This is a genomic window from Massilia yuzhufengensis (assembly GCF_900112225.1).
GTDB lineage: Bacteria > Pseudomonadota > Gammaproteobacteria > Burkholderiales > Burkholderiaceae_D > Telluria > Telluria yuzhufengensis.
Genome location: NZ_FOLD01000004.1, coordinates 158,066 through 183,115 on the forward strand (window position 1 = coordinate 158,066; position 25,050 = coordinate 183,115).

The window sequence follows — 25,050 nt, forward strand, 5'->3', positions numbered from 1 at the left end:
TCGGCTTCGCCGACCGCGCGTTCAAGCGTGGCATGTAGCGCGATGAGGCCGATGATGGTCGGACGCGCGGCCGGCAAAGCCGGCCACCCTACGAGTCCAGTGCCTCGAACGCGTACTGTACCTCGTCCCCGAATTTATCGAGGAACATCATCGAGCGCACGCCCTGCGCCGCGGCCGGGTAGTCGCCGGCGTCGAGCTGCCGGCCGACCTGCTCGAGCATGCCCTTGCGCTCGCGCCGCACCTGCGCGTCGAGTTCGTCCAGGGCCGAAGCGTCGTTCGATGCACGCGCATCGTCCAGCGCCTCGCGCCATTCCATCTGCTGCATCAGGAAGGCGGCCGGCATCGCCGTGTTCGATTCGACCTGCAAATCGACGCCGTTGATCTCGCAGAGGTATTGGGCGCGCTTTTGCGGGTTGCGCAGCGTTGCATAGGCTTCGTTGGCGCGGGTCGCCCACTGCATCGCCACGCGCTTCTCGGCGTCGGTGGCGCCCACGAAGCGGTCCGGGTGCACGCGGCCCTGGATTTCGCGGTAGGCCGCGTCGAGCGCGTCCTGGTCGACGGTGAATTGGGCCGGCAGCTGGAACAGCTCGAAGTGGTTCTGCTTCATCCCGTTAAATGCGGAAGCTTTCGCCGCAGCCGCAGTTGTCCTTGACGTTCGGATTGTTGAAGCGGAAGCCTTCGTTCAGGCCTTCGCGGGCGAAATCGAGCTCGGTGCCGTCGATGTAGGCCAGGCTTTTCGGGTCGACGAAGACCTTGACGCCATGCGACTCGAAGACTTGGTCTTCCGCCGTCATTTCGTCGACGTATTCGAGCTTGTAGGCCAGGCCGGAGCAGCCGGTGGTGCGCACACCAAAGCGCAAGCCGATGCCCTTGCCCCGGCGTTCGAGGTAACGGTTGACGTGCTTCGCGGCTTTTTCGGTCAGGGTGATTGCCATAACGGTGTGCTCCAGTTACTGGTTACTTACTGCTTACGCCTTGACGGCGTGCTTGCTCTTGTAGTCGGCCACGGCGGCCTTGATCGCGTCTTCCGCCAGGATCGAGCAGTGGATCTTCACCGGCGGCAGCGCCAGTTCTTCGGCGATCTGGGTGTTCTTGATGGCCAGCGCTTCATCCAGCGACTTGCCCTTGACCCATTCGGTCACGAGCGAGCTCGATGCGATGGCCGAACCGCAGCCATAGGTCTTGAACTTCGCGTCTTCGATCAGGCCCTGGTCGTTGACCTTGATCTGCAGCTTCATCACGTCGCCGCAGGCCGGCGCGCCGACCATGCCGGTGCCGATCGCATCGTCGCCCTTGTCGAAGGCGCCGACGTTGCGTGGATTCTCGTAGTGGTCCAGTACTTTGTCCGAATATGCCATGGTAGTGCTCCTAGAATTCCGTAGTAATTAGTGGGCTGCCCATTGGATCGAGTTCAGGTCGATCCCTTCCTTGAACATGTCCCACAGCGGCGACAGTTCGCGCAGTTTGCCGACCTTCGACTTCAGCAGGTTGATGGTGAAGTCGATGTCTTCTTCGGTCGTGAAGCGGCCGATGGTGAAACGGATCGAGCTGTGCGCCAGCTCGTCGCTGCGGCCCAGGGCGCGCAGCACGTAGGACGGTTCCAGCGAGGCCGAGGTGCAGGCCGAACCGGACGACACGGCGATGTCCTTGATCGCCATGATCAGGGATTCGCCTTCGACGTAGTTGAACGAGACGTTCAGGTTGTGCGGCACGCGGTGCGCCATGTCGCCGTTGATGTAGGCTTCCTCGATCTCCATCAGGCCCTTGGCCAGGCGGTCGCGCAGGGCCGTGACGCGCACGATTTCCGTGTCCATCTCTTCCTTGGCGATGCGGAAGGCTTCGCCCATGCCGGCGATCTGGTGGGTCGGCAGCGTGCCCGAACGCAGGCCGCGCTCGTGGCCGCCGCCGTGCATCTGCGCTTCGAGGCGCACGCGCGGCTTGCGGCGCACGTACAGGGCGCCGATGCCCTTCGGACCGTAGGTCTTGTGCGCGGTGAAGGTCATCAGGTCGCACTTGGTCTTGCTCAGGTCGATGGCGAGCTTGCCGGTGGCTTGCGCGGCGTCGCAGTGGAAGATGATGCCCTTGCTGCGGCACAGCTCGCCGATCTCGTCGATCGGCTGGATCACGCCGATCTCGTTATTGACCAGCATGACCGAGACCAGGATGGTGTCCGGGCGAATCGCCGCAGCCAGCTGCTCGATGGTGATCAGGCCGTTGTCCTGCGGCTCGAGGTAGGTCGCTTCGAAGCCGACGCGTTCCAGCTCGCGCACGGTGTCCAGCACGGCCTTGTGCTCGGTTTTCACCGTGATGATGTGCTTGCCCTTGGTCTTGTAGAACTGGGCCGCACCCTTGATCGCCAGGTTGTTCGATTCGGTCGCGCCGGAGGTCCAGATGATCTCGCGCGGATCGGCGCCCACCAGGGCCGCCACGTGGCCGCGCGCTTCCTCGACCGCCGCTTCCGCGCTCCAGCCGTACATGTGGCTGCGCGATGCCGGATTGCCGAACTGCTCGCGCAGGAAGGGAATCATCTTGTCGGCTACGCGCGGATCGACCGGCGTGGTGGCCGAGTAGTCCATGTAGATCGGGAAATGCGGCGCAGTCACGAAGCTCTGCTCGGTTTTTTTGTCCAAAGGCGCGTTCATCAGTTCACTCCGGTTTCAATTTTCGAATTTTGTACTGCTGCGGGGCGGTGCATCACCACGACGTTCTGCTCTTTCTGCTTCTGCTGGTCGACCAGGTCTTGCAGCGAGACCGAATCGAGGTAATCGACCATCTTGGCGTTGAGCGTGGTCCACAGTTCGTGGGTCATGCAGCGGGTGCCGGAAGCAGCATCGGCGCCGTGACAGTTTTCCTTGCCGCCACACTGGGTGGCGTCGAGCGGTTCGTCGACCGCGATGATGATGTCGGCCACCGTCACCTTGTCGGCGGTACGGGCCAGGCTGTAGCCGCCGCCGGGACCGCGGATGGATTCGACGATCTCGTGGCGGCGCAGCTTGCCAAACAGTTGTTCCAGGTACGACAGCGAAATGGCCTGGCGCTGGCTGATGCCCGACAGCGTGACTGGACCATTACCCTGGCGCAGGGCGAGATCGATCATCGCGGTAACAGCAAAACGGCCTTTGGTGGTCAGACGCATCCACAACCCCGGTTAATGTTAAAATATTGCTCTTTTCCAACTAATCGGTGCGGCGCAACAATTCATTCTGTTGTTGGCCCTTTCCACATCACCCGATTAGTTGAATGATTTAGTCAAGTATAGCAAATCTGGACCTGCTTGTCTTGGGACCCCTCCAAATCGCAGGGTGGCCGGCTCGGCCGGCCGCGCGTCCTGGCACAGTTAGCGCAAGCGCAACAATTCCATCGGCCCGAACAGTTCCTGCATGCCCCTGTGCTGGATGAAGGACAGGTTGTAGGGATGCTCTGCCACGACCTGCGGCAAATGTTGAGTTTCCGGCAGTTTCTGCAGCTGCTCCGCGATTTTTCCCCACAACACCAGCGTCGGCGGCTGCGCCTGGCTTGCCAATGCAGCCAGCACCGTCTGCAGGAACGGCAGCCATGCGCGCGCATCGATCGCCGGCGCCACATGCTTGCGAAACACCAGCGCCGCGTTCAGCAGCAGGAAGCCGTGGCCGCTCAAGTTGTCCTGCAACTGGGCCAGGGTCTGGATCGAACCGTCGGTGCGCGCGCTGGCCGCGACCGGGGCCATGGCACTGCCGCCGGTGTCGTCCGCCTGCAGCCGGCCGCCGGCGACCAGCAGCATCTTCATGAAGTTGCGCAGCGAGGTGGCGCGGTTGACCGGCTTGGACAGGCCGGCGTCCGACCACAGCTCTCCTACCGCCCCATCCATGAAACAGACGCCGGTGGCGCTCTCGGCGCGCGGGTACGGGCCTTCTCCCACCAGCACGTGGCGCACTTTGTCGAGAGGCTGGGCGAAGGCGGCGAAGATGCGGCCCTGGGTTGGCAGGTAGTCGTCGACGGCCAGCGCCGGCAGGTAGCCGGGATTGGCGGCGGCCACCGCCTGCAGGCCGGCTTCGAGGATCGGGCGCCAGGAGGCATCGGCAAGGGCGAACGCGTCGAGGAGCGGCTGGGGAATAGCGTGGGTGGGCATGGTGCAAGCGGCAAGTCGCGGGGAGGCGCGATTGTAGCGTAGCCAGGTTCCATTCGCAGCGGGCAATCTTGCGTCGGCCTTCCAGGAATCCGGGCATGATGTTGTCAAGACTTCAATTGGGGTCAACACACAACAAGGAGAACGATATGCAAACCATTCGCGAAGTGATGACCACCGACGTCAAGACGGTGGCGCCGGCCGAGACTGTGCAGCGCGCGGCCCAGATGATGAAGGAGTTGAACGTTGGCGCGATCCCGGTCTGCGAAGGCGATCAGCTGCTGGGCATGGTGACTGACCGCGACATCGCGGTGCGCTCGGTCGCCGCCGGACAGGCGCCCGGCCAGGCCACCGTGGGCGAGATCATGAGCAAGGATGTGCGCACCTGCTCCAGCGAGCAGACCGTGGCCGACGTGCTGAGCCAGATGGGCGACGCGCAGATCCGGCGCGTGCCGGTGGTCGACGGGCAGTCGGGGAAGCTGGTGGGCATCGTGTCGCTCGGCGACCTCGCGACCAAGGCCAGCGCGCCCGCGGAACAGGCGCTGGACCGGATTTCCTCGCCGTCGGCCCCAGGGCACGCCGGCTGACACCCGCAGGCCCGCCCACCCTGGGCGGGCCTGACGCCGGCGCCTATTCGGCGTCGGCCTGATGCGCCGGATGCGCCGCCTTGAACGCCGGCAGCTCCACACACAAATCATTAATGCGCGCAATGGTCGGATACGCCTCCACCGCGATATCGAAGCGCTTCGCATTGAACACTTGCGGCACCAGGTAGCAGTCGGCGATGGTCGGCGTATCGCCATGGCAGAACGTGCCCGTACCAGGATTGCGCGCCAGGTGCGCTTCGAGCGAGCGGAAGCCCTCGATGATCCAGTGCCGGTACCAGTCGGTCTTGGCCTGCTCGTCGTGCCCCAGCTGCTTGACCAGGTACTTCAGCACGCGCAGGTTGTTGATGGGATGGATGTCGCAGCCGATGATCTGCGCCAGCTCGCGCACGCGGGCGCGGCCGATGGCGTCCCTCGGCAGCAGCGGCACCATGGGGTGCACCTCATCGAGGTACTCGATGATGGCCATCGACTGCGTGAGCGTGATGCCGTCGTCTTCCAGCGCCGGCACCAGCCCGCTGGGGTTGACCGCGAGGTAGGCGTCCGACAGGTGCTGGCCGCCGTCGCGCACCAGGTGCACCGGCACCGCATCGTAGGCCAGGCCTTTCAGGTTGAGCGCGATGCGGACCCGGTACGCGGCCGAGCTGCGGAAATAGGTGTAGAGCTTCATGCCTGCCTCCTGTGCATGTCCTTGCGGTGATAAGGCGTGACTTCCTGGTCGATGGCGCCAAAGATGCTGGCGCCGCTGTCATCCATCATTTCGATGCGCACGGTGTCACCATACGCCAGGTAGGGCGTCTGCGGCTTGCCCCCTTCGATCGTCTCGTACATGCGCACCTCGGCCAGGCAGCAGTAGCCGACGCCGCCGTTGCCGATGCTCGAGCCGTGCAGGCCGCCCTGCTTGTTCGACACCGTGCCCGAGCCGATGATGGTGCCGGCGCCAAGTTCGCGCGTCCTGGCGGCGTGCGCGACCAGCTGGGCGAAGCTGAAGGTCATGTCTTCGCCGGCGTTCGGGCGGCCGAAGGGGCTGTCGTTGAGGGTGACCAGCAGTGGCAGGCGCAGCTTGGAGTCGACCCAGGCATCGCCCAGCTCGTCCGGCGTGACGGCCACCGGCGAAAACGCGCTGGCCGGCTTGGACTGGTAGAAACCGAAGCCCTTGGCCAGTTCGTGCGGGATCAGGTTGCGCAGCGACACGTCGTTGACCAGCATCACCAGGCGGATCGCGCCGGCCGCTTCTTCCGCGGAAGCACCCATCGGCACGTCGCCCGTCACCACCGCCACCTCGGCTTCCAGGTCGACACCCCACTCTTCCGACAGCACGGCGATCGGGTCGCACGGGCCGACGAAGGAATCGGAGCCGCCCTGGTACATCAGCGGGTCGCTGTAGAAGGATTCCGGCACCTCGGCATTGCGCGCCTTGCGCACCAGCTCGACGTGATTGATGTAGGCCGAGCCGTCGCACCACTGGTAGGCGCGCGGCAGCGGCGAGTGGCATGCTTCTTCGATGAAGGACTCGGCCTTGTCGGCGGTGCCGGCATTGAGGCGCTCGTAGACTCTTTGCAGCTCGGGCGCGGCGCGTTCCCAGTCGTCCAGCGCGGCCTGCAGCGTGCGGGCGATCTTCGGGACGGCCTGGCAGGTGACCAGGTCGCGGCTGACGACGACCAGCGTACCGTCGCGGCCGCCATTCTTGAGGGAGGCGAGTTTCATGGCGTTTCCTTTGGAGAGTGTTTGCTTTTCGCCATTAGAGAGCAAAACGTACTATCATTCAAACAGTATTTTTCACTCGATTTATTAGATTATCTTATGAATCCAAGCCTGCGCCAGATGCGCGCGTTCGTGGCCCTGGCCAAGACAGGTAACTTTACGCTCGCTGCGCAGGCATTGCACGTCACGCAATCGGCGCTATCGGGTTTGATCAAGGAACTCGAACAAACCCTGGGCGCCAAGGTGGTCGACCGCAGTACGCGCAAGGCCCTGCTGACCGACATCGGCAAGGAACTGTACCCGCTGTTCAGCCAGATGATCGACGACCTCGACGGCGCCCTGGCCAACGTGGCCGACCACACGCGCCTGAAGAAAGGCATCGTGCGCATCGCCGCGCCGCAACTGCTCGCGTGCACCCTGATGCCGGAAGCCATCGCCGCCTACCGCGCGCAGTATCCCGACATCGACGTGCGCCTTGGCGACACGGGAGTGGAAAGCGTGATCACGCGGGTGCTGTCGGGCGAAGCCGATTTCGGCATCGGACCGCAGCGCGAACCCGCGCCGCCGCTGGACGCGCGCCTGCTGTTCGAGATGCCCTTCGCGCTCGTCTTCCCCAAGGGGCACGCGCTGGAAACGCAGCCGCAGGTGGGCTGGAAAGATCTCACGCGTTACCCGTTCATTTCGCTGCAAGGCCAGTTCACCGAGCGCCTGCTCGACGACGTGCATGCCGCGCTGCGCGAGATCCCGGTCAAGCCCGCCAACGAAGTGACCTTCATGACGACCGCCCTCGCGATGGTGAGCGCCGGGCTCGGCGTGACCGTCTGCCTGCCATACGCGGCGCCGCTGGCGACGCTCTACGGCCTGGTGCTGCGTCCCTTGGTGGACCCGGTGCTCAGCCGCCGCTTCTTCATCTACACGCGGCCGGGCCGCTCGCTGTCGCCGGCGGCGGAACGCTTTATTGCCTTCCTCGATGGCTACGTGCGCCAGGTCGGGGCGAGCTGACCTGTGGACATTCAACTGCTCCTGATCTGCTTCCTCACCTTCGTCATCCACATCATCGGCACGCTGGCCTATTCGGTCCGCATTGCCGGCGTGCGCACGCGCCGGATCGCGGTGTCGTTCGCGCTGTTCAGCATCCTGGTGCTGGTCTCGCGCACCTCGAATTCCTTCCTCGGCCCTTTCCTGGCCAAGCGGGTGGAGACCAATCTCGATAGCGTGGGCGATGCGCTGCTGGGCGATTTCCGCTGGCTGCTGGTTTCCGCGAGCATCGCGACGGTGGCGGGCGCCTTCCTGATCCCGACCTTCCAGCGCGTGTTCTGCCGCGCGGTCGTACATTTCCAGGTGCACCGGTCGGTGCCCAAGCTGATCCTGCACGGCTTCTTCAAGGGCGGCATTTCCTACGTCAAGGATGTGGCCAGCATCCCGGCCGCGAAGAACATGACCGATATCCGTTCGGGCCACGGCGTATCGATGCGCATCACCCTGCTCAACGTGTTCGCCACGGCGCTGTGGACCGTGGGCGTGTTCGCCTCGCTGTATGCAGGCGTGCTGGACCCGTCGGTGCGGGTGACCTCCAGCACCCTGTCCTCGATCATCAACGGCGGCGCCACGATCATGATGGCGATCTTCATCGACCCCCATATGTCCGGCATGACGGACGACGTGGTCGAAGGCAAGGTCAGCGAATCCCAGTTCCGCAAGGCCATCGTGTGGCTGGTCGGCAGCCGCCTCGCTGGTACGCTGCTGGCGCAGGCATTGCTGGTGCCGTCCGCCATGCTGATCGCCTGGGTCGCCCGCGCCATCTAAAAAAATCACTTCGGGGTCAGGTCTGACATTTGGACACGAGCTCAGCCTTATTGCCTGATTTTGATGTCGGTGAGAAAACGAAAGCGGCGGCGCCATGCGTGTAACGATGAGCCCGTGTCCGATTGTCAGACCTGACCCCGAAGGTGCGAAGGTGCAGCTACAATCGAGGGAGTCCCTATTCCCGCTCTCAACCGATGTCCCTCAATACCGTTGCCATCAACCAGCAGATGAAGCACTTCGACAGCCACGACAGCGTCTGGCTGTTCGGTTATGGCTCGCTGATCTTCAAGGCGGATTTTCCCTACATCGAGCGGCGGGCGGCCAGCATCCAGGGCTGGAGCCGGCGTTTCTGGCAGGGCTCGCACGATCACCGCGGTACCGAGGCTGCGCCGGGGCGCGTCGTGACGCTGGTGCCGGAAGATGGGGCGACCTGCCATGGGATGGCTTACCTGGTCACGCCAGAAGAATTCGCCCACTTGGATCATCGCGAGAAGAATGGCTACCTGCGCCTGGCGACGGAGATCGCTTTCGAAGATGGGGGTGTGGCCGAAGGCATTGTCTACATTGCGACGCACGAGAATGCGGCCTTCCTCGGGCCGGCCAGCGAACGCGATATCGCGCGGCAGATTGCGGCGGCACGTGGGCCGAGTGGGCCCAATAGCGAGTACCTGCTGGAGCTGGCGCGGGCGCTGCGTGGATTGGGCAAGCACGATGCGCATGTGCATGCGATCGAGCGCCACTTGGTGGAGATGGGCGCCGACGGCGTACCGGGTCACGCGCAGCCCCGCAGCCCTGAACTCCGTTAGAATCGCCGGACGATGCAGGCTGCGTCGCGCGGGCTGCCGATAACAAGCGCGTCCATGTGACGCCGCCATGACAGGAGAGACGGGAATGTCGATGAAGATGAAGATGATGATGGTGCTGGGGACTTCGCTGCTGCTGGCGATGGGGCCGGCCCTGGCCCAGACGAAGGCCGCGCAACCGGCGCCGCAGTACGATGCCGAACTGGCCAAGTCGCTGGGCGGCGACGAGCGCGGCATGCGCAGCTATGTGCTGGTGATCCTCAAGACCGGACCGAAGAAGGTCGAGGACAAGGCCGAGCGCGAGAAGATTTTTGCAGGCCACTTCGCCAACATGGAGCGCCTCGCTGGCGAGAAGAAGCTGGCCGTGGCCGGGCCGCTGGACGGCAAGGAAGGCCGCCGCGGCATCTTCGTGATCGCGACGCCGGACATCGAGCAGGCGAAAACCTATGTGGAGACGGACCCGGTGATCATCAGCGGCGTGATGGTGGCGGAGTACCACAAGTTCTATGGCTCAGCCGCGCTGATGATGGTGAACGACGTGCACAACAAGATCCAGAAGAAGCAGTAGGCGCCTGGCGGTATCAAGCATCGTAGGGTGTTCGGCTTCGCCGAACGCGCGTCCAGCTGAGGCAAGCGCCTTGACAACGCTAACCGAAGTTGAACGCGCGGTCGGCGGAGCCGACCACCCTACCCCAGCCGCCATTGCGTCATGGCGCGCGCTAGAACAAATCCAGCTGCCCCGCCCCACTCCCACCCTGCTTGACCACCCGCGGCGGCACCACCACCGGCTTGCGGAATTGCGAGCCATCCAGCCGGCCGAACCGCCCGCGAAACTCCCCCATCCCCAGCCGGTCGACCGCCTTCGAAAACCGCTGGCGGATCAGGTCTGCCCACACGCCTTCTCCATGCATGCGCTTGGAAAAATCGCTGTCGTAATCCTTGCCGCCGCGCAGGTCGCGCACGCGGTTCATCACGCGTTGCGCCCGGTCGGGGAAATGGGCTTGCAGCCATTCCTGGAACAGCGGGTTGACTTCCCACGGCAGCCGCAGCACAACGTAATGCGCCCCGCAGGCGCCGGCGTCGCGCGCCGCTTCCAGGATTTTTTCGATCTCCGGCTCGGTGACGAAGGGAATGATGGGCGCCACGCTCACGCTGACCGGAATACCGGCTTGCGCCAGCGTGCGGATGGTGCGCAGGCGGCGCGCCGGCGCCGCCGCGCGTGGTTCCAGCGTGCGCGCGATGTCCGGGTCGAGCGTGGTGAGCGTGATGGCGGCGCAGGCCTGCCCTTTGTGCGCCATGGCGGCGATGAGGTCGATGTCGCGCTCGATGAGCGAGGACTTGGTGATGAGGCCGACCGGGTGCTGGCATTCGTGCAGCACCTCGAGCACCTGGCGCGTGAGGCGCAGCTCGCGCTCGCAGGGCTGGTAGGCGTCGGTGTTGACGCCCAGGGCGATATGCTCGGGCACGTAGCCCGGCTTGGCCAGCTCGCGCCGCAGCACCTCGGCCGCGTTGACCTTGGCGAACAGGCGGCTTTCGAAGTCGAGCCCCGGCGACAGGCCGAGGTAGCTGTGGGTGGGCCGCGCAAAACAATAGATGCAACCGTGCTCGCAGCCCCGGTAGGGATTCAGTGAGACATTGAACGGGATATCCGGCGACGCATTGCGCGACAGGATGGTTTTTGCGAACTCGTCGGTGACCACGGTCTTGACCACCGGTGCGTCGCCATCCTCATCGCGCTCCCAGCCGTCGTCGAATTCTTCCCGGCCATTGACCTCATACCGGCCCTGCAGGTTCGACACCGCTCCTCGTCCCTTGCGCGCAGCCAGCGGGCGCGGGCCGAGCATTGGCTGCTCGTGCACGGGTTCGCGGTGCTGCGTGTCAACGGGATTGGCCACGTCGGGCTCCATACTGTATGTTTATACAGTATCTTACGCCTCGCTCAGCCGGAATTCAAGTGCGGCGTGTACGCGGCCTGTTGCTCCACAAAGCCGTCGAAAGCGTCCAGCAGCGGCTGGATAAGTACGCCATCCCCCTCCAGCTGCGCCAGTGCCAGCGCCGCCGCCTCCAGCGACGACAGCTGGTGCGGCGCGTGCGCCTTGCGGATCCGGTAGTTCGACGGCGCCACGTCGCGCAGCGCCAGCCGCGCCAAAGCTTGCAGGGCCGGGTTCAGGTACAGCATCTTGCGGCTTTTACGCCACGTCGCATCCAGCACCACCAGCCGCACCTGCTCCGGCGCAGGAGATAAAAACGGCGGCGGCGCCGGCAGCAGGCTGTCGCCCGCCGTGTCGGGATACAGCAGCACCGGCACCCGGCCATCGGCGTGCAGCAAGGCGTCCAGTTCATCCACATCGAAGCGTTCGCCCACCGCCAGCACGCTGCCCGCCACGCTCAGGTGCAGCAGGCGCGCGCTGTTCTTGGCGTTCGCCACTTCCAGCGGATGCTGCAGCACCAGCAGCGCCGCGCGTGGCGCTACCTGCGTGATCCAGCGGCAGATGCAGGCCGACTGCGCGCGCAGGCAGGTCGCGCAGCGCGCGCGTTTCGCAACGCCCTCGTTCACGGCGCCGGCGTCCAGCCGCCACCCAGCGCGCGGTACAGGTCCACGTGCGCGCCCAGCAGGCTGGCGCGCAGCTGCAGCACCGTGTTGTCGGCGCTGAAGGCGTTGCGCTGGGCGTCCAGCTCTTCGAGGTAGGACGCGTAGCCGTTGGCGTAGCGGTTGTGCGCCACGCGCAGCACTTCCTTGGCCGCCGTGCGGCGCGCCTCGGCCTCCAGCAGCTGGCGCCGCAACCCGTCGATGCCGGCCAGTGCGTTCTCGGTTTCCGCAAAGGCGCCGCGCACCACGTTCTCGTAAGTGTAGATTGCGCGGTCGCGCACGGTGCCCGCGATCTCGGCCTGCGCGCGCAGGCGGCCGGCGTCGAACAGCGGCGCCAGCACGCTGCCGCCGACGCTCCACAATTGCACCGGTGAGCGCAGCAGGCGCGCCACGCTGGCGCCTTCCAGGCCAAGGGACGCGGTCAAGCGGATCGACGGCAGCAGCTGGTCGCGCGCCGCGGCCAGGCTGGCGTCCGACGCCGCCACCGCGCGCTCGGCCTGCGCAATATCTGGACGGCGGCGCAGCAGTGCGGACGGCAGCCCGGGCGCCGGCGCGGGCACGCGCAGCGCCAGCAGGGCCGCGCCACGCGCCACCGGTCCGGGCGAAGCGCCTACCAGCACATTGAGTGCCTGCTCCTGCTGCGCAATCGCGCGTTCCAGCTGCGGTACCACGCCGGCGGTGGCGTGCAGTTCGGCCTCGGCCTGCGACATCTCCAGGCGCGAGCTGTAGCCCACCTCGAACTGGTGCCGCGCCAGCGCCAGCGAACGCTCGCGCGAGGCCAGCGTGGCGCGCGCCAGCGCCAGTTGCGCATCCAGCCCGAGCAGGTTCAGGTAGCCCGATGCCGTATTCGCCGCCACCGACAGCGCCGCCGCATCGAGCGCGGCTTCCTGCGACAGCGCCTCGAAGCGCGCCGCGTCGACCGTGCTGGCCACGCGCCCGGACAGGTCGACTTCATAGGCCGCCTGCACCGCGCCGACGATGGAAGTGACCTCCACCGGCTGGCCCAATGGGCCGATGGCGCGCGCCCGCGCCGGCGCGAACGACAGGTTCAGCGCAGGCTGCTGCGCGCTGGCGGCAATGCGCTGGCGCGCCCCGTATTCCTGCAGGCGCGCGCGGGCGATGCGCAGCTCGCCGTTGTTGTCGAGCGCGCGCCGCACCAGTGCGTCCAGCTGCGGGTCGCCGAAGGTTTTCCACCAGTCGCGCTCCACCACGCTGCTGCCTGGCGCCGCGCTGCGCCACGCGCCTGGCACCTGCAGCGTCGATTCGGGCGCCGGCTGCGGCGCCATCGCACAGGCGGCCAGCAGCACCGGCAGCAGCAGGATGCAGGAACGCCCCGCCCTCATCGCGCTTCCTTGCGCGCCGGGGCGGTATCGATTGTCGCCACCACCGACATGCCCGGCCGCAGGCGCTGGGCAAGCGGCTGGTTGGGGTCGATGCTGATCCGCACCGGGATGCGCTGGGCGATCTTGACGAAGTTGCCGGTGGCGTTATCCGGCGTGATGACCGAGAACTCCGAGCCGGTGGCCGGTGCGATGCGTTCCACGTGGCCGCGCAGGCTGGCCTGGTCGAGCGCATCCACCGTGAAGCGGACCGGCTGGCCAAGGCGCACGCCAGCCATTTGCGTTTCCTTCAGGTTGGCGATGATCCAGAACTGGTTCGGCACCAGCGCGGTGAGCTGGGCGCCGGCATTGACGAACGCGCCCTGGCGTACCGTCACCTGGCCCAGCTGGCCGTCGCGCGGCGCGTGGACCTGCGTGTTCGACAGGTCGATCCCGGCCAGCTTCACTGCCGCTTCCGCGTTGGCCACCGCGGCCTCGAGCGAGGCGCGGCTCACGCCCACCGAGCGCAGGTTCTGGCGCGCGATTTCCAGCGCGGCCCTGGCCCCCTCGCGCGTGGCCACTGCCTGTGCCTGCGCCGCCCGCGCGGCGTCGCGTTCGCGCGCCGACAGCGAACCGTCGGCCGCCAGTTCTTCCACCCGCTTCAGGTCGGCCTGGGCGCGGCGCGCCTGCGCTTCGCCGGAGGCCAGCACGGCCTGGTTCTGCGCGATGCTGGCCTGGGCGCTGCGATCGCTCTGCGCGTAGTTCTGGAGCGCCGCGCGCCTGGTCGCCAGTTCGGCCCTGGCCTGTTCCAGGCGCTGGGTCGGGATGCGGTCGTCGATGCGCACCAGGAGCTGGCCCTGCTTCACCTCCTGGAAGTCCTGCACGAGCACCTCGACCACGTAACCGCTCAGCTGCGGGCTGATGATGGTCACCTGCCCCGCCACCTTGGCGTTCTCGGTGGCCTGCAGGCTGCTCTGGAATGGCGGCAGGCGCCAGGCGTAGAGCACCAGCAGCACGCCGGCCAGGGCGATGGCGCCAAAGGCGAGTGCGCTGAGCAGGATGCGGCGCGAGCGGGTGGGAGCGGTGGATGGTTCTGGCATATCAGTCGGTGACGGGTTCGGGTGGAGGCGGCGCCCCGGGCGGCGGCGGCGCCGGCACGGCCTTCGGGGCGGGGAAGACATGCAGCCACACGGCGTGCACGAAGATCCATGCGGCGCTGGTTGCGGCAAGTATGGCAAGGACCAGGAAGACGTCGTTGTAGGCGAGGATGTTGGCTTCGCGCGTGGCGCTGGCGGCCAGCGAGGCCACGCCCTGGCGGGTGCGCGCGGCGGGGTCGGCCACCAGCTGGCCCACCGCGGCGGCGCCGGCCTGGATGCGGCTGGCCACCAGCGGGTCCAGGCTGCTCAGGTGTTCGGCGATGATCGACGAATGGAACTTCTCGCGCACGACCTGGAAGCTGCCCACCAGCGCGGAGCCGAGCAGGCTGCCCAGGTTCTGGGTGAGGCCGAACAGCACCGAAAAGCTGATCAGGTTGGCCGGGTTGGCGATCACGGTGCCGATCAGCGAAATCACCAGCGGGCCGAGGAACAGCGTGCCGCCGAAGGCCAGCAGGCTCTGGCTCAGGTACATCTGCTCGGGACGGATCTGGTTGGTGGCATGCGCATCGATCCAGGCGCCCAGCGCCATGATCAGCAGCGAGATCACCTGCGGCGCCATCAGGTGGTTGACGTTGACCGTGAGCGCCGAGACGACGATGCCGGCCACGGTGGCGCACAGCACGATCAGGTACAGGGTCTGCAGCTGGTCGTTGTCCAGGCCGACCGCACGCAGGAAGCCAACCGCGCCCACGCTTTGCTCGGACAGCACGATGCGCACCAGCAGCATCGACAGCGCCAGGCGCAGGATGTTACTGCTGGCGAACCAGCGCACGTTCAGCAGCGGGTTGGCGCGATTGTGCTCGACGCAGAATGCCGCCGCCAGCAGGAAGATCGCGCCGGCCAGCGCCACCCCGATCCAGGGCTGCTCGAACCACCACAGCACGCGCCCGAAGCTGATGGCCGCGCACAGCAGCGCCATGCCCGGCGCAAACAGGGCGAAGGTGACGAAATCCATCGGCCGGAAGGCCTGGAAGCGGTCGCCCGGCGGCAGCTTGAGCAGCAGCACGGCGCCGAGCGAGACCAGCGCCAGTCCCAGCTCGAAGATATACAGGCCGCGCCACTCGGCGATCTGCAGCAGGTCGTTGGAAAAGATGTAGGCCAGCGGCAGCGCCAGCTGCGCGCAGCCCAGCGCCAGCGCCACGCCGCGCAGTCGCCACTCCTTCTTGAAGGCCTGCAGCACGTAGTACAGGCCGAGCGGCGACACGGCCGCCGCCAGCATGCCGTGCGCGGCGCGTACCGCAATCGCCGACCCGAGGTCGTTGACGAACAGGTGGGCGAAGGTCACCAGTGCATACAGCACCAGGAAGATTTCGGTGAACAGGCGCAGCCCGAACTGCTGGCGGAACTTCACCAGCAGCAGGTTCATCGAGGCGTTCGCCATCACGTAGGCGGCCGGCAGCCACGCGGTTTCGGTGGAATACGCGCCGAGCACGCCCTGCAGGTTGATGAGGTTGACGGACACCAGCGCGTTGCCGAGGCCGCCCGTAATCGTGATCAGGATGCCGACGAACAGATAGGCGAAACGCAGCGGGGTGGGATGGGCGGGGGTCGACGGCGAGCCCGGGAGCATCGGCTTCTCGTCCGGCGCCCACTCGCGCGGCGCGTACTTGCTCATCCGATCATTCCTCTCTGCCGTTGCCACCTTCACATGATAACCGTTCACAAAAAACCACGTCGGACACCGAAGCGGCGCGTGGGCCGTTGTCATTCGTCTACGCCTCGTAAATTTACCAGCTGGAATTGACTAAACGGATATTGCTCTGGCTTTTCTGCGTACCTAGAATCAACTTATGCCATCGGGAAATTGTTCCGGATCGCAAGCAGTCGAGACAGAGTCACATGTATCCACGCCTCACGCTTCGCAACCTGTGCGCCGCCTTTCTTGCGGCCTGCGCCATGCTCCCTGGCATCGCCGTGCAACAGGAGTTGCAACTTGATCACCGCATGAACGAACACATCGAGCAGGTGCCCGCCGGCCCGCAAGGCCGCGCCATGCTCGAGACCACCGTGTTCCAGCCAAACGGCCCCGGCCCCTTCCCGCTGATCATCATCAACCACGGCAAGGATCCGGGCCGTCCCAGCATGCAGCCGCGCGACCGCTTCTATTTCATGGCCGCGGCCTTCGTCAAGCGCGGCTACGCCGTGATGGTGCCGATGCGCCAGGGCTTCGCCAATTCCACCGGCCACTATCGGGAGTACGGCTGCAACATGACGGCCAACGGCTATGCCCAGGCCGAAGACATCGCCGCCACCCTCGCCTATGCGCGCCAGCAGAAGTGGGTCGACACGGACCGCATCGTCGTCGCCGGCCAGTCCTACGGCGGCCTGGCGACCATCGCGCTGGGCACCCGCGACCTGCCGGGCGTGCGCGGCCTGATCAACTTCGCCGGCGGCCTGCGCGACGACAGCGACCGCTGCGCCTGGCGCTCGGCGCTGGTGTCGGCATTCTCGGAGTACGGCGCGAAATCGAAGCTCCCTTCGCTGTGGATGTACGGCCAGAACGATTCGCTGTTCGGCCCCGAGCTGGCCGGCCGCATGCACGCGGCCTACGAGGGCGCCGGCGGGCGCGGCCGCCTGGTCGAATTCGCCGCGTTCAAGCGCGATTCGCACGGCATGCTGGCCAGCCGCGATGGCGAAAAGGTGTGGGCGGACGACACCATGCGCTTCCTGGCGCAGATCGGCATGCCGACCAAGGTACTCCACGAGATCCCCGCGCCCCCGAGCCCGGCGCGTACCGACTTCGCCGAGGTGGACAACGTCGACGCGGTGCCCTTCCTGTCCGAAAACGGCCGCCGCGCCTACCAGGAATACCTGACCAAGATGACGCCGCGCGCCTTCGCCGTCTCGCCAAGCGGCGCCTGGACCTGGGCCGAAGAAGGCGAAGACCCGGACGGCCGCGCGCTGGCAACCTGCACCGCCAAGAGCACCGAGCCGTGCCGCCTGTACTCGGTGGACGACTACGTCGTGTGGAATGGCGACATCGACCAGGCCGAGGAAGCCGCCGTGACCGCATCGGTCACCCCGGCGCCGAAACTGGACGCGGCTAGCTCCGCCCCGTCGACCTCCATCGGCAGCAATAAAGCCACCAACTGAACTTCGGGGTCAGGTCTGACATTTGGACACGAGCTCGGCCATAGCTCGCCAGCATCGGCGCCAGGCTTGCGATTTCGCAGATGATTCGGTCATCGCCTAAGGCCATAATCTGCTTCTATCGTTGAGTCCGTGTCCAAATGTCAGACCTGACCCCGAAGTGCATCGTTCACGCGTTGCTCGCAGTTTGCGCGCTGGGCGCGAGCGTGCCGGCGGCTTCGGCCAACAATGACCCGGTGATCCTGGTGCACGGTTTTCTCGGCTTCGGGCCGGAGACTTTCGAGCACAGCGGCTTCAATTACTGGGGCGGCTATGGCGACATCGCTTCGCACATGCAGGTCTACCGTGGGCCGCGCACCGTGTTCGCGGCGGTGGTGGGGCCGGTCAGTTCCAACTGGGACCGGGCGGCAGACCTGTATGCCCAGATCAAGGGCGGCTGCGTGGATTATGGCGCGGCCCACGTGCGCAAATATGGCCTGCCGGGCCAGCAGCAGAAGCCTTCCGGCAAATGCTGGGCCGCCGATCCCGGGAACAACCCGAACAACTATCCGCTCGCCCTATACCCGGCCTGGGACGCGCAGCACCCGCTCCACTTCATTGGCCACAGCCAGGGCGGCACCACCATCCGCGCGCTGGTGCGGCTGCTGGAACAGGGATCAAGCGACGACGAAGGCGGCCACGAGCTCTACCTGGGCGGCAAGGTGGGCTGGGTGCGCAGCGTGACGACCATCTCGGCCCCGCACAACGGCACCACCTTCGCCGACGCCGTGCTGAACGTCACGCCGCCCTTCCAGACTCCGCTCGGCGAGGTGTTGAAGCATCGCTGGGCCCAGTGGGAACTGTCGCCGGACGGCGCGCGCGAATTCAACGCCTGGGCGCGCACTTCTCCCCATATCTATTACTACTCGGTGGGAACGGTGGCGACCGAGGCCGGCAGCTGGTGCTGCAACGGCACCGACCGCATCCTCGCCCCGATCCAGACCACCTTCCACCAGTACCCGCGGCTCGACATGATCCCGGCCTTCAAGGCCACGGCCGGCGAATGGATCGTGCCCTCGCCGCTGCAGCACGGCCTGGGCGGCTACACGCAGGCGGGGGCGGGACGGGTGGGCGTGGACAGCGACTGGTTCGCCAACGACGGGGTGGTCAATACCGCGAGCATGCGCGCGCCGGCCGGGCACCCGGTGCGCGATTTCGACGGGCGCTCGGTGAAGGGGACGTGGAACTTCCTGGGGAACTACAAGGGATACGACCACTTCGATATCCTGAACTGGCCGAATCCGGGGCCGTCCGCGAATGCCTTGTACGAGCGGGTCAGCGATATCGTGTTCGGGTTGTAGCCGGCTGCAGCAAGCGCCGTCCTCAATTCACATTGCGCAAACCCCGCGCCAGGTCCGACAAGCGGTACGGCTTGCTCACGAACGTATACTCCCCCAAGCGGTACTGGTCCAGCTTGAGCGCCGGTTGCGGATAGCCCGAGGCCAGCATCACCTTGATATTCGGGTAGTTCTCGCGCGTGTACTGCGCCAGCTCGAGCCCGTTCACGCCGTTCGGCATCACGATGTCGGTGAACAGGATGTCCACGTCGCGACTGGCCAGGAGGTTCATGGCTTCCTGGCCATTGGACGCCATGGCCACCTCGTAGCCCATGCTGATGAACAGTGCCGAGGCCACGTCCAGCAGGTCCGGTTCGTCCTCGACGATCAGGACCGTCTCCGAATCGCTGCACGCCACCTCGCCTTCCTGCGGCGCCACGGCCGGCAGGTAGATCGTGATGGTGGTGCCATCGCCAGGCGCGCTATGGATCACCACGTCGCCGCCCGACTGCTTGATGAAGCCGTAGACCTGCGACAGCCCGAGGCCCGTGCCCTTGCCGGTTTCCTTGGTCGTATAAAAGGGCTCGAACGCGCGCTGCACCGTTTCCGGTTCCATGCCGGTGCCGGTGTCGGTCACCGCGATGCACACGTACGGTCCCGGCGCCAGCCCTGCCACCTCGTTTTCGCGCAGGGTGACCGGCGCGGTATCGACCTCCAGGCGGCCGCCGTCGGGCATCGCGTCGCGCGCATTCACCACCAGGTTGAGCAGCGCCGATTCGAAGCGGGCCGCATCCACCACCGCGTTGCCGGCCTGCGGGTCGAGCCTGAATTCGAACTCCATGCTGGAATGCCCGGCGCGCCGCAGCACCGACTCGAAGCCGGAGATCAGGCGGTTGATGCTGCGGGTTTCCGGCTGCAGCGGCTGCTGGCGTGCGAAGGCAAGCAGCTGCTGGGTGAGCGTGGCGCCGCGGTCGATCGCGCGCCGCATGCTGTCGAGGGTCTTGGCGTCGGCGCCGCCCTGGCGCGTCATGGTCAGCACTTCCAGGCCGCTGGCCAGCACCGACAGCAGGTTATTGAAGTCATGCGCGACGCCGCCGGTGAGCTGGCCGATCGATTCCATCTTCTGCGACTGGAACAGGGCAAGCTGCGCCTGCTCGAGCGCTTCGGCGGCCTGCTTCTTTTCGGTGAGGTCGCGCGTGATCTTGGCGAAGCCGATCAGGCCGCCCTCGTCGCCATGGATCGCATCGATGATCACGTGGGCCCAGAAACGGGTGCCGTCCTTGCGCACCCTCCAGCCCTCGGACTCGTAGCGCCCCACCCTGGCCGCCGTGCCCAGGGCATGTGCGGGCAGGCCGCGTTCGCGGTCTTCGTCCGTATAGAAGCGCGAGAAATGGCTGCCGACGATTTCGGCGTAGGCATAGCCCTTGATGCGCTCGGCCCCGACATTCCAGTTCGAGACCACGCCTTCGGGCGAGAGCATGTAGATCGCGTAGTCGGTCACGCCCTGCACCAGCAGGCGGAAACGCTGCTCGCTGTCGCGCAGGGCGTCCTCGGCCAGCTTGCGCTGGGTGACGTCGCGGGTAATCTTGGCATAGCCCAGCAGGTGGCGCTCTTCGTCGTAGATCGGGTCGATCACCACGTGGGCCCAGAAGCGGGTGCCGTCCTTGCGCACGCGCCAGCCTTCGGCTTCGTACTTGCCGTGCTCGAAGGCGTGCGCCAGCGCCCGCGCCGGCAGGCCGTCCTCGCGGTCTTCCGGGGTATAGAAGCGCGAAAAGTGCGAATTCAGGATCTCATGCGCCACATAGCCTTTGAAGCGCTGCGCACCCGCGTTCCAGCTGGCCACGTGGCCGGCCGGGTCGAGCATGTAGATCGCGTAGTCGCTGATGCCGGCGATCAGGTACTGGAACCGTTGTTCGTCAGTCAGCGGCGGTTTGCTGGAGTGTTGCGGAGTCATGAGCCGGTGCTTCCGTAGGTGCGGCAAAGTCCTATCATATCGCTATTGGGCAATATTTGACGCGCGGCTCGCTTGTATAGGCAAGGAAAACCTGCTATTTCTGCCAGCCTGAGAACGGATCTGCCGGAATTGACGCTACAATGCCGGATTGAATTATCGCGCTCCCGTTTGCCCCCATGACCCAGGCTCCGACCAAGCTCCTCGACCTCAGCCGTTGTGCGGATGAGCCGATCCGCACCCCCGGCAGCATCCAGCCGCACGGTTTCATGTTGACCTTGTCGCCGGAGCTGGGCGTGCTGCAGGCCAGCGCCAACCTGGCCCACTGGACCGGCGTGCCGCTGGAGGCCGCGATCGGCCAGCCGCTGGCGCAGTCGGTCGGCGAAGCCGCCGCGGCGCGCATCGCCGCCGAACTGGGCGCCGGCGCCCTGCCTTCGCGTCCGACCTACATCGGCACGGTCACCACGGGCAACGGTGGGCATTTCGACGTACTGGCCCATGCCTGGGACGGCCTGGTCATCCTGGAATTCGAGGGCGTGGACCGCGCGGAGGCGGCCGACTTCCGCCACCTGTATCCCCTCATCGGCGACTTCCTGCTCAACGTCAACCGCTCGGCCGCGATCCCGGCGCTGTCCGAACTGGCCGCGCGCCGCATGCGCGACGTCACCGGCTACGGCCGCGTGATGGTCTACCAGTTCGACCCCGACGGCCATGGCCGCGTGCTGGCCGAATCGAAGGAAGAGGGCTACGAATCCTATCTCGGCCAGTACTTCCCGGCCAGCGACGTGCCGGCGCAGGCGCGCGCGCTCTATACGCTCTCGCCGATCCGCGTGATCCAGGACGCCAACTACGTGCCGGCGACGCTGGTGCCGGAACTCAATCCGGCTACCGGGGCCCGCAACGACCTGTCGTTCGCGGCGCTGCGCAGTGTCTCGCCGGTGCACCTGCAATACATGCGCAACATGGGTACGCTGGCCTCGATGTCGGTGTCGATCATCGTCAAGGGCAAGCTGTGGGGCCTGATCTCCTGCCATAACGCGGCGCCCTGCCCGGTATCGGTCGAAAAGCGCACCGCCTGCGAGCAGCTGGGCCAGATCCTGGCGCTGTGCATCGAGTCGCGCGAGGACGCCACCGAACTGCAATTCCGGCTCGACGTGCGCCGCATCATGGTCGAAATGCTGGGGCGCCTCACCAAGGGCGCCGACTTCCTCGACAACATGAGCGCGGTGTTCCCCGAGCTGCTGCGCTTCGCGCGCGCGGGCGGCGTCGCCATCGTCGTGGACGACCGTGTGCTGGCCTACGGCGACACACCGGACGAACCGGAGATCCGCGCGCTGGCCGGCTGGCTCTCGCTGCACGGGCACACCGAGATCTTCCATACCGACCACCTCAAGGACGTGTACCCGGCCGGCGCCGGCTTGATCCGCAACGCCAGCGGCCTGCTGGCGCTGCCGATCTCGCGCATCCACCAGCACTACCTGCTGTGGTTCCGCCCGGAGGTGGTGCAGACCATCGAATGGGCCGGCAACCCGCACGCCAAGGACGCCGCGCCTGGCAGCCCGGCCCAGCTCACGCCGCGCCTGAGCTTCCAGTCCTGGCGCGAGACCATCCATGGCCGCAGCCTGCCGTGGCACAGCGCCGAAATCGAACTGACCGTCGAGTTCCGCACCGCCTTGCTGGGCATCGCGCTGGAACGCGCCGAGCAGATGGCCGAACTGGCCGAGGAGCTGGGCCGCGCCAACAAGGAGCTCGAGGCCTTTTCGTATTCGGTCTCGCACGACCTGCGCGCGCCGCTGCGCCACATCGTCGGCTTTTCCGACCTCTTGATCGAATCGGCCGGCGCCGAAGACCCGCAGCAGCGCCAGCGCTTCCTCAAGAACATCAAGGAATCGGCGCGCCTGGCCGGCAAGCTGGTGGACGACCTGCTGTCGTTCTCGCAGATGGGCCGCGCCGCGCTGCGCCCGGCCAGGGTCGACATGAACGAGCTGGTGGCGGGCTGCATCGACAAGCTCGGGATGGAAATGCACGGCCGTAACGTGGAGTGGCATATCGAGCCGCTGCCGGTGGTCGAGGCCGACCCGACCTTCCTGCACCTGGCCGTGTTCAACCTGCTGTCCAACGCCGTCAAGTTCACCGGCCAGCGCGATCCGGCCGTGATCACCATCAGCTCGGAAGACGGCCACGGCGAAACGGTGTTCCACATCGCCGATAACGGCGCCGGCTTCAACATGGACTATGTCCACAAACTGTTCGGCGTGTTCCAGCGCCTGCACCGCATGGAAGACTTCCAGGGCACCGGCATCGGCCTGGCCAACGTGCGCCGCATCATCGAGCGCCACAACGGCCGCACCTGGGCCCATTCCGTGCAGGGAGAAGGCGCGACCTTCTCGTTCAGCCTCCCGAAACACCCATCCCCTTAAGGCCACGATGCTCAAGCCCATTCTTCTTGTCGAAGACAACCCGCATGACCTCGAACTGACGCTGATCGCGTTGTCGAAGAGCCAGCTTGCCAACGAGGTGGTCGTCATGCGCGACGGCGCGGACGCGCTGGACTACCTGCGCCGCGAAGGCGAATTCTCCGGGCGCCCGGTCGGCAACCCGGCCGTCATCCTGCTCGACCTGAAGCTGCCGAAGGTGGACGGGCTCGAAGTGCTCAAGGAAATCCGCGACACCGAAACATTGCGCAGCGTGCCGGTAGTGATGCTGACCTCGTCCAAGGAAGAGCAGGACGTGGTGCGCAGCTATTCGCTGGGCGTGAACGCCTACGTGGTCAAGCCGGTGGATTTTACCGAGTTCCTGCGCGCGATCGCCGACCTGGGCATCTTCTGGGCGGTCCTGAACGAACCGCCGCCGGGCTCGCGCCGCTACGTCAAGCCCAAGTGAGACTGTTGGCCTGAGCCGGCTGCATGCCGGTGGCGCTGCCCACGGCGCAGCAGGTGGCGGATGCGCGCACTGAGCGCGTCCGGGTGGTAGGGTTTCTGCAGCAGGTGCACCGACGCGTCCAGCTTGCCCTCGTGGGCCAGCACGCCTTCGGCATAGCCCGAGGTGTACAGCAGCTGCGCATGCGGCAGGCGCTCGCGCACGATCTCGCCCAGCTGCAGGCTGCTGACGGGCCCCGGCATGATCACGTCCGAGAACACCAGGTCGATGTGGCGCCCGCTCTCGATCACTTCCACCGCTTCCAGCGCGTCGGCCGCCTCCAGCACCTCGTAGCCCAGCGCCGACAAGATGCCGCAGGTCGAATCGCGCACGTGGGCTTCGTCCTCGACCACCAGGATGGTTTCCAGGCCGCCGGCCAGCGGCGCGCTGTGCACGGGCTCGGCTTCGCTTGGGGCCGCATCGCTGCGCGGCAGGTAGATGCGCACGCTGGTGCCGCGCCCGATCTCGCTGCGCAGCACGATCTCGCCCCCGGACTGCTTCACGAAGCCATAGGCCATCGACAGGCCCAGGCCGGTGCCCTGCCCGGTCGACTTGGTGGTGAAGAAAGGTTCGAAGGCGCGCTGCAGCACGTCCTGCGGCATGCCCTTGCCGGTATCGGCCACTTCGAGCATGACGTAGTCGCCCGGCGCCACTTCAGGCGGCAGGGCGGCCCCAAGGCCGGCGTTGCAGGCGCGGATGGTCAGGGTGCCGCTGCCGGCCATGGCGTCGCGCGCATTGATGGCCAGGTTCAGCAGCACGTTATTGAGCTGGTTGGGGTCGACCAGGGTGCTGCCCAGCCCCGGCTCGATCTCGGTGACGATGCGCGCGCTCGGGCCCAGCACACGGCGCATCATGTCGTCCATGTCGCGCAGCAGGTGGGCCGGATCGACCACCACCGACTGCAGCGGCTGGCGCCGCGCGAAGGCCAGCAGGTGGGCCGCCAGCTTGGCGCCGCGCTCCACGCCCGACAGCGCCATGTCGACGCGGCCCTTGGCGCTGTCGTTCAGGTTCCCCACCAGCTTGAGCAGCTGCAGGTTGCCGCCGATGATCTGCAACACATTGTTGAAGTCGTGCGCAACGCCGCCGGTGAGCTGGCCGATCGCTTCCATCTTCTGGGCCTGGTGCAGGGCCAGTTGGCTGGCCGCGAGCTGCTCCTGGCTCACCCGCAGCGACGCGAACGCGGCGTCGCGCTGGCGCCGGGCGATGCAGGCGCCGCTGTGGTAACGCACGCGCGCCACCAGCTCGCGCGGGTCGGGCCATTTCACCAGATAATCGTTGGCGCCGACGGCAAAGGCCCGGGCCTTGACCTCCGGGTCGTCCTCGGACGACAGCACGATGATGGGGACGTCTTCGGTATCGGGATGGGCGCGCAGGCGGGCGGTGACCTCGAAGCCGTCGAGGTCGGGCATGCGCAGGTCGACCAGCACCACGGTGGCGCGCAGTTCGCGCGCCAGCTCGACCGCGCGTGCGGGGCTCGATTCGTAGCAGAGTGTATGGCCGACACAGCCCTTCAGGCCATGCGTAATGATGTCCTGTGCAAAGGGCTCATCATCGATGAGGAGAATGGAGCAGTCAGGACGATCGTCAATCATTGCGTAAGGGTCACAGATGCGACACGATCTTGCAAAATGGTAAGCGTTAATTCTACATCACTCACTTCAGTTCCGATACATTTGACGATTTTG

At 66.2% G+C, this 25,050-nt stretch carries 24 protein-coding genes; 9 read left to right on the top strand and 15 right to left on the bottom strand.

The annotated features are described in order from the left end of the window. Positions 1-88 precede the first annotated feature (88 nt). From hscB to BM031_RS05505, 6 genes are all read right to left on the bottom strand, one after another. The gene (gene hscB, locus BM031_RS05480) at positions 89-607 is read right to left on the bottom strand and encodes a Fe-S protein assembly co-chaperone HscB (RefSeq protein WP_091872166.1); all 519 of its coding nucleotides are present in this window, start codon (positions 605-607) and stop codon (positions 89-91) included. A gap of 4 nt (positions 608-611) precedes the next feature. Further along, complete coding sequence (gene iscA / locus BM031_RS05485) at positions 612-935, bottom strand: iron-sulfur cluster assembly protein IscA (RefSeq protein WP_091872168.1); 324 nt, start codon at positions 933-935, stop codon at positions 612-614. 33 nt (positions 936-968) lie between these two features. Further along, positions 969-1,358, bottom strand: a complete 390-nt coding sequence (gene iscU, locus BM031_RS05490) for a Fe-S cluster assembly scaffold IscU (protein ID WP_091872171.1) — start codon at positions 1,356-1,358, stop codon at positions 969-971. A 27-nt stretch (positions 1,359-1,385) separates the two neighbouring features. Continuing rightward, the gene (locus tag BM031_RS05495; RefSeq protein WP_091872173.1) at positions 1,386-2,642 is read right to left on the bottom strand and encodes an IscS subfamily cysteine desulfurase; all 1,257 of its coding nucleotides are present in this window, start codon (positions 2,640-2,642) and stop codon (positions 1,386-1,388) included. Next, positions 2,642-3,136 (bottom strand): Fe-S cluster assembly transcriptional regulator IscR, encoded by a 495-nt coding sequence (gene iscR, locus BM031_RS05500; protein ID WP_091872176.1) that lies wholly within the window; start codon positions 3,134-3,136, stop codon positions 2,642-2,644. Before iscR ends, BM031_RS05495 begins: the two co-directional genes overlap by 1 nt. A 201-nt stretch (positions 3,137-3,337) precedes the next feature. Next, a complete protein-coding gene (locus BM031_RS05505) occupies positions 3,338-4,108 on the bottom strand; it encodes a uracil-DNA glycosylase family protein (RefSeq protein ID WP_091872179.1) in 771 nt (256 codons plus the stop codon). 146 nt (positions 4,109-4,254) lie between these two features. On the opposite strand from BM031_RS05505, the gene BM031_RS05510 reads away from it, so the two are divergent. Further along, positions 4,255-4,692, top strand: coding sequence for a CBS domain-containing protein (locus tag BM031_RS05510; protein WP_177207658.1), 438 nt, complete (start codon positions 4,255-4,257; stop codon positions 4,690-4,692). A 43-nt stretch (positions 4,693-4,735) separates the two neighbouring features. On the opposite strand, the gene maiA is transcribed toward BM031_RS05510, so the two are convergent. Together maiA and BM031_RS05520 are read right to left on the bottom strand one after the other, a co-directional pair. After that, positions 4,736-5,380: a maleylacetoacetate isomerase gene (gene maiA, locus BM031_RS05515; protein ID WP_091872182.1), complete on the bottom strand. Its 645-nt coding sequence runs from the start codon at positions 5,378-5,380 to the stop codon at positions 4,736-4,738. Beyond that, complete coding sequence (locus BM031_RS05520) at positions 5,377-6,417, bottom strand: fumarylacetoacetate hydrolase family protein (RefSeq protein ID WP_091872185.1); 1,041 nt, start codon at positions 6,415-6,417, stop codon at positions 5,377-5,379. The genes maiA and BM031_RS05520 overlap by 4 nt, the downstream gene beginning before the upstream one ends. A gap of 96 nt (positions 6,418-6,513) precedes the next feature. On the opposite strand from BM031_RS05520, the gene BM031_RS05525 reads away from it, so the two are divergent. From BM031_RS05525 to BM031_RS05540, 4 genes are all read left to right on the top strand, one after another. Beyond that, positions 6,514-7,416, top strand: coding sequence for a LysR family transcriptional regulator (locus BM031_RS05525; protein ID WP_091872187.1), 903 nt, complete (start codon positions 6,514-6,516; stop codon positions 7,414-7,416). A gap of 3 nt (positions 7,417-7,419) precedes the next feature. Then, complete coding sequence (locus BM031_RS05530; protein WP_091872190.1) at positions 7,420-8,220, top strand: lipid II flippase Amj family protein; 801 nt, start codon at positions 7,420-7,422, stop codon at positions 8,218-8,220. A 194-nt stretch (positions 8,221-8,414) separates the two neighbouring features. Continuing rightward, a complete protein-coding gene (locus BM031_RS05535; RefSeq protein WP_091872193.1) occupies positions 8,415-9,026 on the top strand; it encodes a gamma-glutamylcyclotransferase in 612 nt (203 codons plus the stop codon). Positions 9,027-9,111: 85 nt separating this feature from the next. Then, a complete protein-coding gene (locus BM031_RS05540; RefSeq protein ID WP_218147567.1) occupies positions 9,112-9,591 on the top strand; it encodes a YciI family protein in 480 nt (159 codons plus the stop codon). 151 nt (positions 9,592-9,742) lie between these two features. Here BM031_RS05540 and BM031_RS05545 read toward each other — a convergent pair whose 3' ends face one another. From BM031_RS05545 to BM031_RS05565, 5 genes are all read right to left on the bottom strand, one after another. Further along, positions 9,743-10,867, bottom strand: coding sequence for a PA0069 family radical SAM protein (locus BM031_RS05545; RefSeq protein ID WP_091872438.1), 1,125 nt, complete (start codon positions 10,865-10,867; stop codon positions 9,743-9,745). Positions 10,868-10,962: 95 nt separating this feature from the next. Further along, positions 10,963-11,580, bottom strand: coding sequence for a tRNA-uridine aminocarboxypropyltransferase (locus BM031_RS05550; RefSeq protein WP_229408625.1), 618 nt, complete (start codon positions 11,578-11,580; stop codon positions 10,963-10,965). Next, the gene (locus tag BM031_RS05555; protein ID WP_091872195.1) at positions 11,577-12,956 is read right to left on the bottom strand and encodes an efflux transporter outer membrane subunit; all 1,380 of its coding nucleotides are present in this window, start codon (positions 12,954-12,956) and stop codon (positions 11,577-11,579) included. Before BM031_RS05555 ends, BM031_RS05550 begins: the two co-directional genes overlap by 4 nt. Next, the gene (locus tag BM031_RS05560; RefSeq protein ID WP_091872198.1) at positions 12,953-14,032 is read right to left on the bottom strand and encodes an HlyD family secretion protein; all 1,080 of its coding nucleotides are present in this window, start codon (positions 14,030-14,032) and stop codon (positions 12,953-12,955) included. The genes BM031_RS05555 and BM031_RS05560 overlap by 4 nt, the downstream gene beginning before the upstream one ends. A gap of 1 nt (position 14,033) precedes the next feature. Beyond that, positions 14,034-15,704 (bottom strand): MFS transporter, encoded by a 1,671-nt coding sequence (locus BM031_RS05565; protein ID WP_091872200.1) that lies wholly within the window; start codon positions 15,702-15,704, stop codon positions 14,034-14,036. Between the two features lie 224 nt (positions 15,705-15,928). Between BM031_RS05565 and BM031_RS05570 the strand changes: the two genes are divergently transcribed. Both BM031_RS05570 and BM031_RS05575 read left to right on the top strand, forming a co-directional pair. After that, on the top strand, positions 15,929-17,182 hold the full coding sequence (locus BM031_RS05570; protein ID WP_177207659.1) for a dienelactone hydrolase family protein: 1,254 nt from the start codon (positions 15,929-15,931) through the stop codon (positions 17,180-17,182). Between the two features lie 137 nt (positions 17,183-17,319). After that, a complete protein-coding gene (locus BM031_RS05575) occupies positions 17,320-18,519 on the top strand; it encodes an esterase/lipase family protein (protein WP_091872207.1) in 1,200 nt (399 codons plus the stop codon). A gap of 22 nt (positions 18,520-18,541) precedes the next feature. Here the strand turns inward: BM031_RS05575 and BM031_RS05580 are convergent, their stop codons facing one another. Beyond that, positions 18,542-20,449, bottom strand: a complete 1,908-nt coding sequence (locus BM031_RS05580) for a hybrid sensor histidine kinase/response regulator (RefSeq protein ID WP_091872209.1) — start codon at positions 20,447-20,449, stop codon at positions 18,542-18,544. 176 nt (positions 20,450-20,625) lie between these two features. On the opposite strand from BM031_RS05580, the gene BM031_RS05585 reads away from it, so the two are divergent. Together BM031_RS05585 and BM031_RS05590 are read left to right on the top strand one after the other, a co-directional pair. Next, positions 20,626-22,866, top strand: coding sequence for an ATP-binding protein (locus BM031_RS05585; RefSeq protein ID WP_091872212.1), 2,241 nt, complete (start codon positions 20,626-20,628; stop codon positions 22,864-22,866). A gap of 7 nt (positions 22,867-22,873) precedes the next feature. Then, positions 22,874-23,329, top strand: coding sequence for a response regulator (locus BM031_RS05590; RefSeq protein ID WP_091872215.1), 456 nt, complete (start codon positions 22,874-22,876; stop codon positions 23,327-23,329). Here the strand turns inward: BM031_RS05590 and BM031_RS05595 are convergent. After that, positions 23,311-24,957, bottom strand: coding sequence for a response regulator (locus tag BM031_RS05595; protein WP_091872218.1), 1,647 nt, complete (start codon positions 24,955-24,957; stop codon positions 23,311-23,313). The genes BM031_RS05590 and BM031_RS05595 overlap by 19 nt on opposite strands. Positions 24,958-25,050 lie beyond the last annotated feature (93 nt).

Excerpts from the sequence above, each read along its gene's own strand:
- hscB (WP_091872166.1), bottom strand. The coding sequence starts at position 607 with ATGAAGCAGAACCACTTCGAGCTGTTCCAGCTGCCGGCCCAATTCACC.
- iscA (WP_091872168.1), bottom strand. The coding sequence starts at position 935 with ATGGCAATCACCCTGACCGAAAAAGCCGCGAAGCACGTCAACCGTTAC.
- iscU (WP_091872171.1), bottom strand. The coding sequence starts at position 1,358 with ATGGCATATTCGGACAAAGTACTGGACCACTACGAGAATCCACGCAAC.
- BM031_RS05495 (WP_091872173.1), bottom strand. The coding sequence starts at position 2,642 with ATGAACGCGCCTTTGGACAAAAAAACCGAGCAGAGCTTCGTGACTGCG.
- iscR (WP_091872176.1), bottom strand. The coding sequence starts at position 3,136 with ATGCGTCTGACCACCAAAGGCCGTTTTGCTGTTACCGCGATGATCGAT.
- BM031_RS05505 (WP_091872179.1), bottom strand. The coding sequence starts at position 4,108 with ATGCCCACCCACGCTATTCCCCAGCCGCTCCTCGACGCGTTCGCCCTT.
- BM031_RS05510 (WP_177207658.1), top strand. The coding sequence starts at position 4,255 with ATGCAAACCATTCGCGAAGTGATGACCACCGACGTCAAGACGGTGGCG.
- maiA (WP_091872182.1), bottom strand. The coding sequence starts at position 5,380 with ATGAAGCTCTACACCTATTTCCGCAGCTCGGCCGCGTACCGGGTCCGC.
- BM031_RS05520 (WP_091872185.1), bottom strand. The coding sequence starts at position 6,417 with ATGAAACTCGCCTCCCTCAAGAATGGCGGCCGCGACGGTACGCTGGTC.
- BM031_RS05525 (WP_091872187.1), top strand. The coding sequence starts at position 6,514 with ATGAATCCAAGCCTGCGCCAGATGCGCGCGTTCGTGGCCCTGGCCAAG.
- BM031_RS05535 (WP_091872193.1), top strand. The coding sequence starts at position 8,415 with ATGTCCCTCAATACCGTTGCCATCAACCAGCAGATGAAGCACTTCGAC.
- BM031_RS05540 (WP_218147567.1), top strand. The coding sequence starts at position 9,112 with ATGTCGATGAAGATGAAGATGATGATGGTGCTGGGGACTTCGCTGCTG.
- BM031_RS05545 (WP_091872438.1), bottom strand. The coding sequence starts at position 10,867 with ATGCTCGGCCCGCGCCCGCTGGCTGCGCGCAAGGGACGAGGAGCGGTG.
- BM031_RS05555 (WP_091872195.1), bottom strand. The coding sequence starts at position 12,956 with ATGAGGGCGGGGCGTTCCTGCATCCTGCTGCTGCCGGTGCTGCTGGCC.
- BM031_RS05560 (WP_091872198.1), bottom strand. The coding sequence starts at position 14,032 with ATGCCAGAACCATCCACCGCTCCCACCCGCTCGCGCCGCATCCTGCTC.
- BM031_RS05565 (WP_091872200.1), bottom strand. The coding sequence starts at position 15,704 with ATGAGCAAGTACGCGCCGCGCGAGTGGGCGCCGGACGAGAAGCCGATG.
- BM031_RS05570 (WP_177207659.1), top strand. The coding sequence starts at position 15,929 with ATGTATCCACGCCTCACGCTTCGCAACCTGTGCGCCGCCTTTCTTGCG.
- BM031_RS05575 (WP_091872207.1), top strand. The coding sequence starts at position 17,320 with ATGTCAGACCTGACCCCGAAGTGCATCGTTCACGCGTTGCTCGCAGTT.
- BM031_RS05580 (WP_091872209.1), bottom strand. The coding sequence starts at position 20,449 with ATGACTCCGCAACACTCCAGCAAACCGCCGCTGACTGACGAACAACGG.
- BM031_RS05585 (WP_091872212.1), top strand. The coding sequence starts at position 20,626 with ATGACCCAGGCTCCGACCAAGCTCCTCGACCTCAGCCGTTGTGCGGAT.
- BM031_RS05590 (WP_091872215.1), top strand. The coding sequence starts at position 22,874 with ATGCTCAAGCCCATTCTTCTTGTCGAAGACAACCCGCATGACCTCGAA.
- BM031_RS05595 (WP_091872218.1), bottom strand. The coding sequence starts at position 24,957 with ATGATTGACGATCGTCCTGACTGCTCCATTCTCCTCATCGATGATGAG.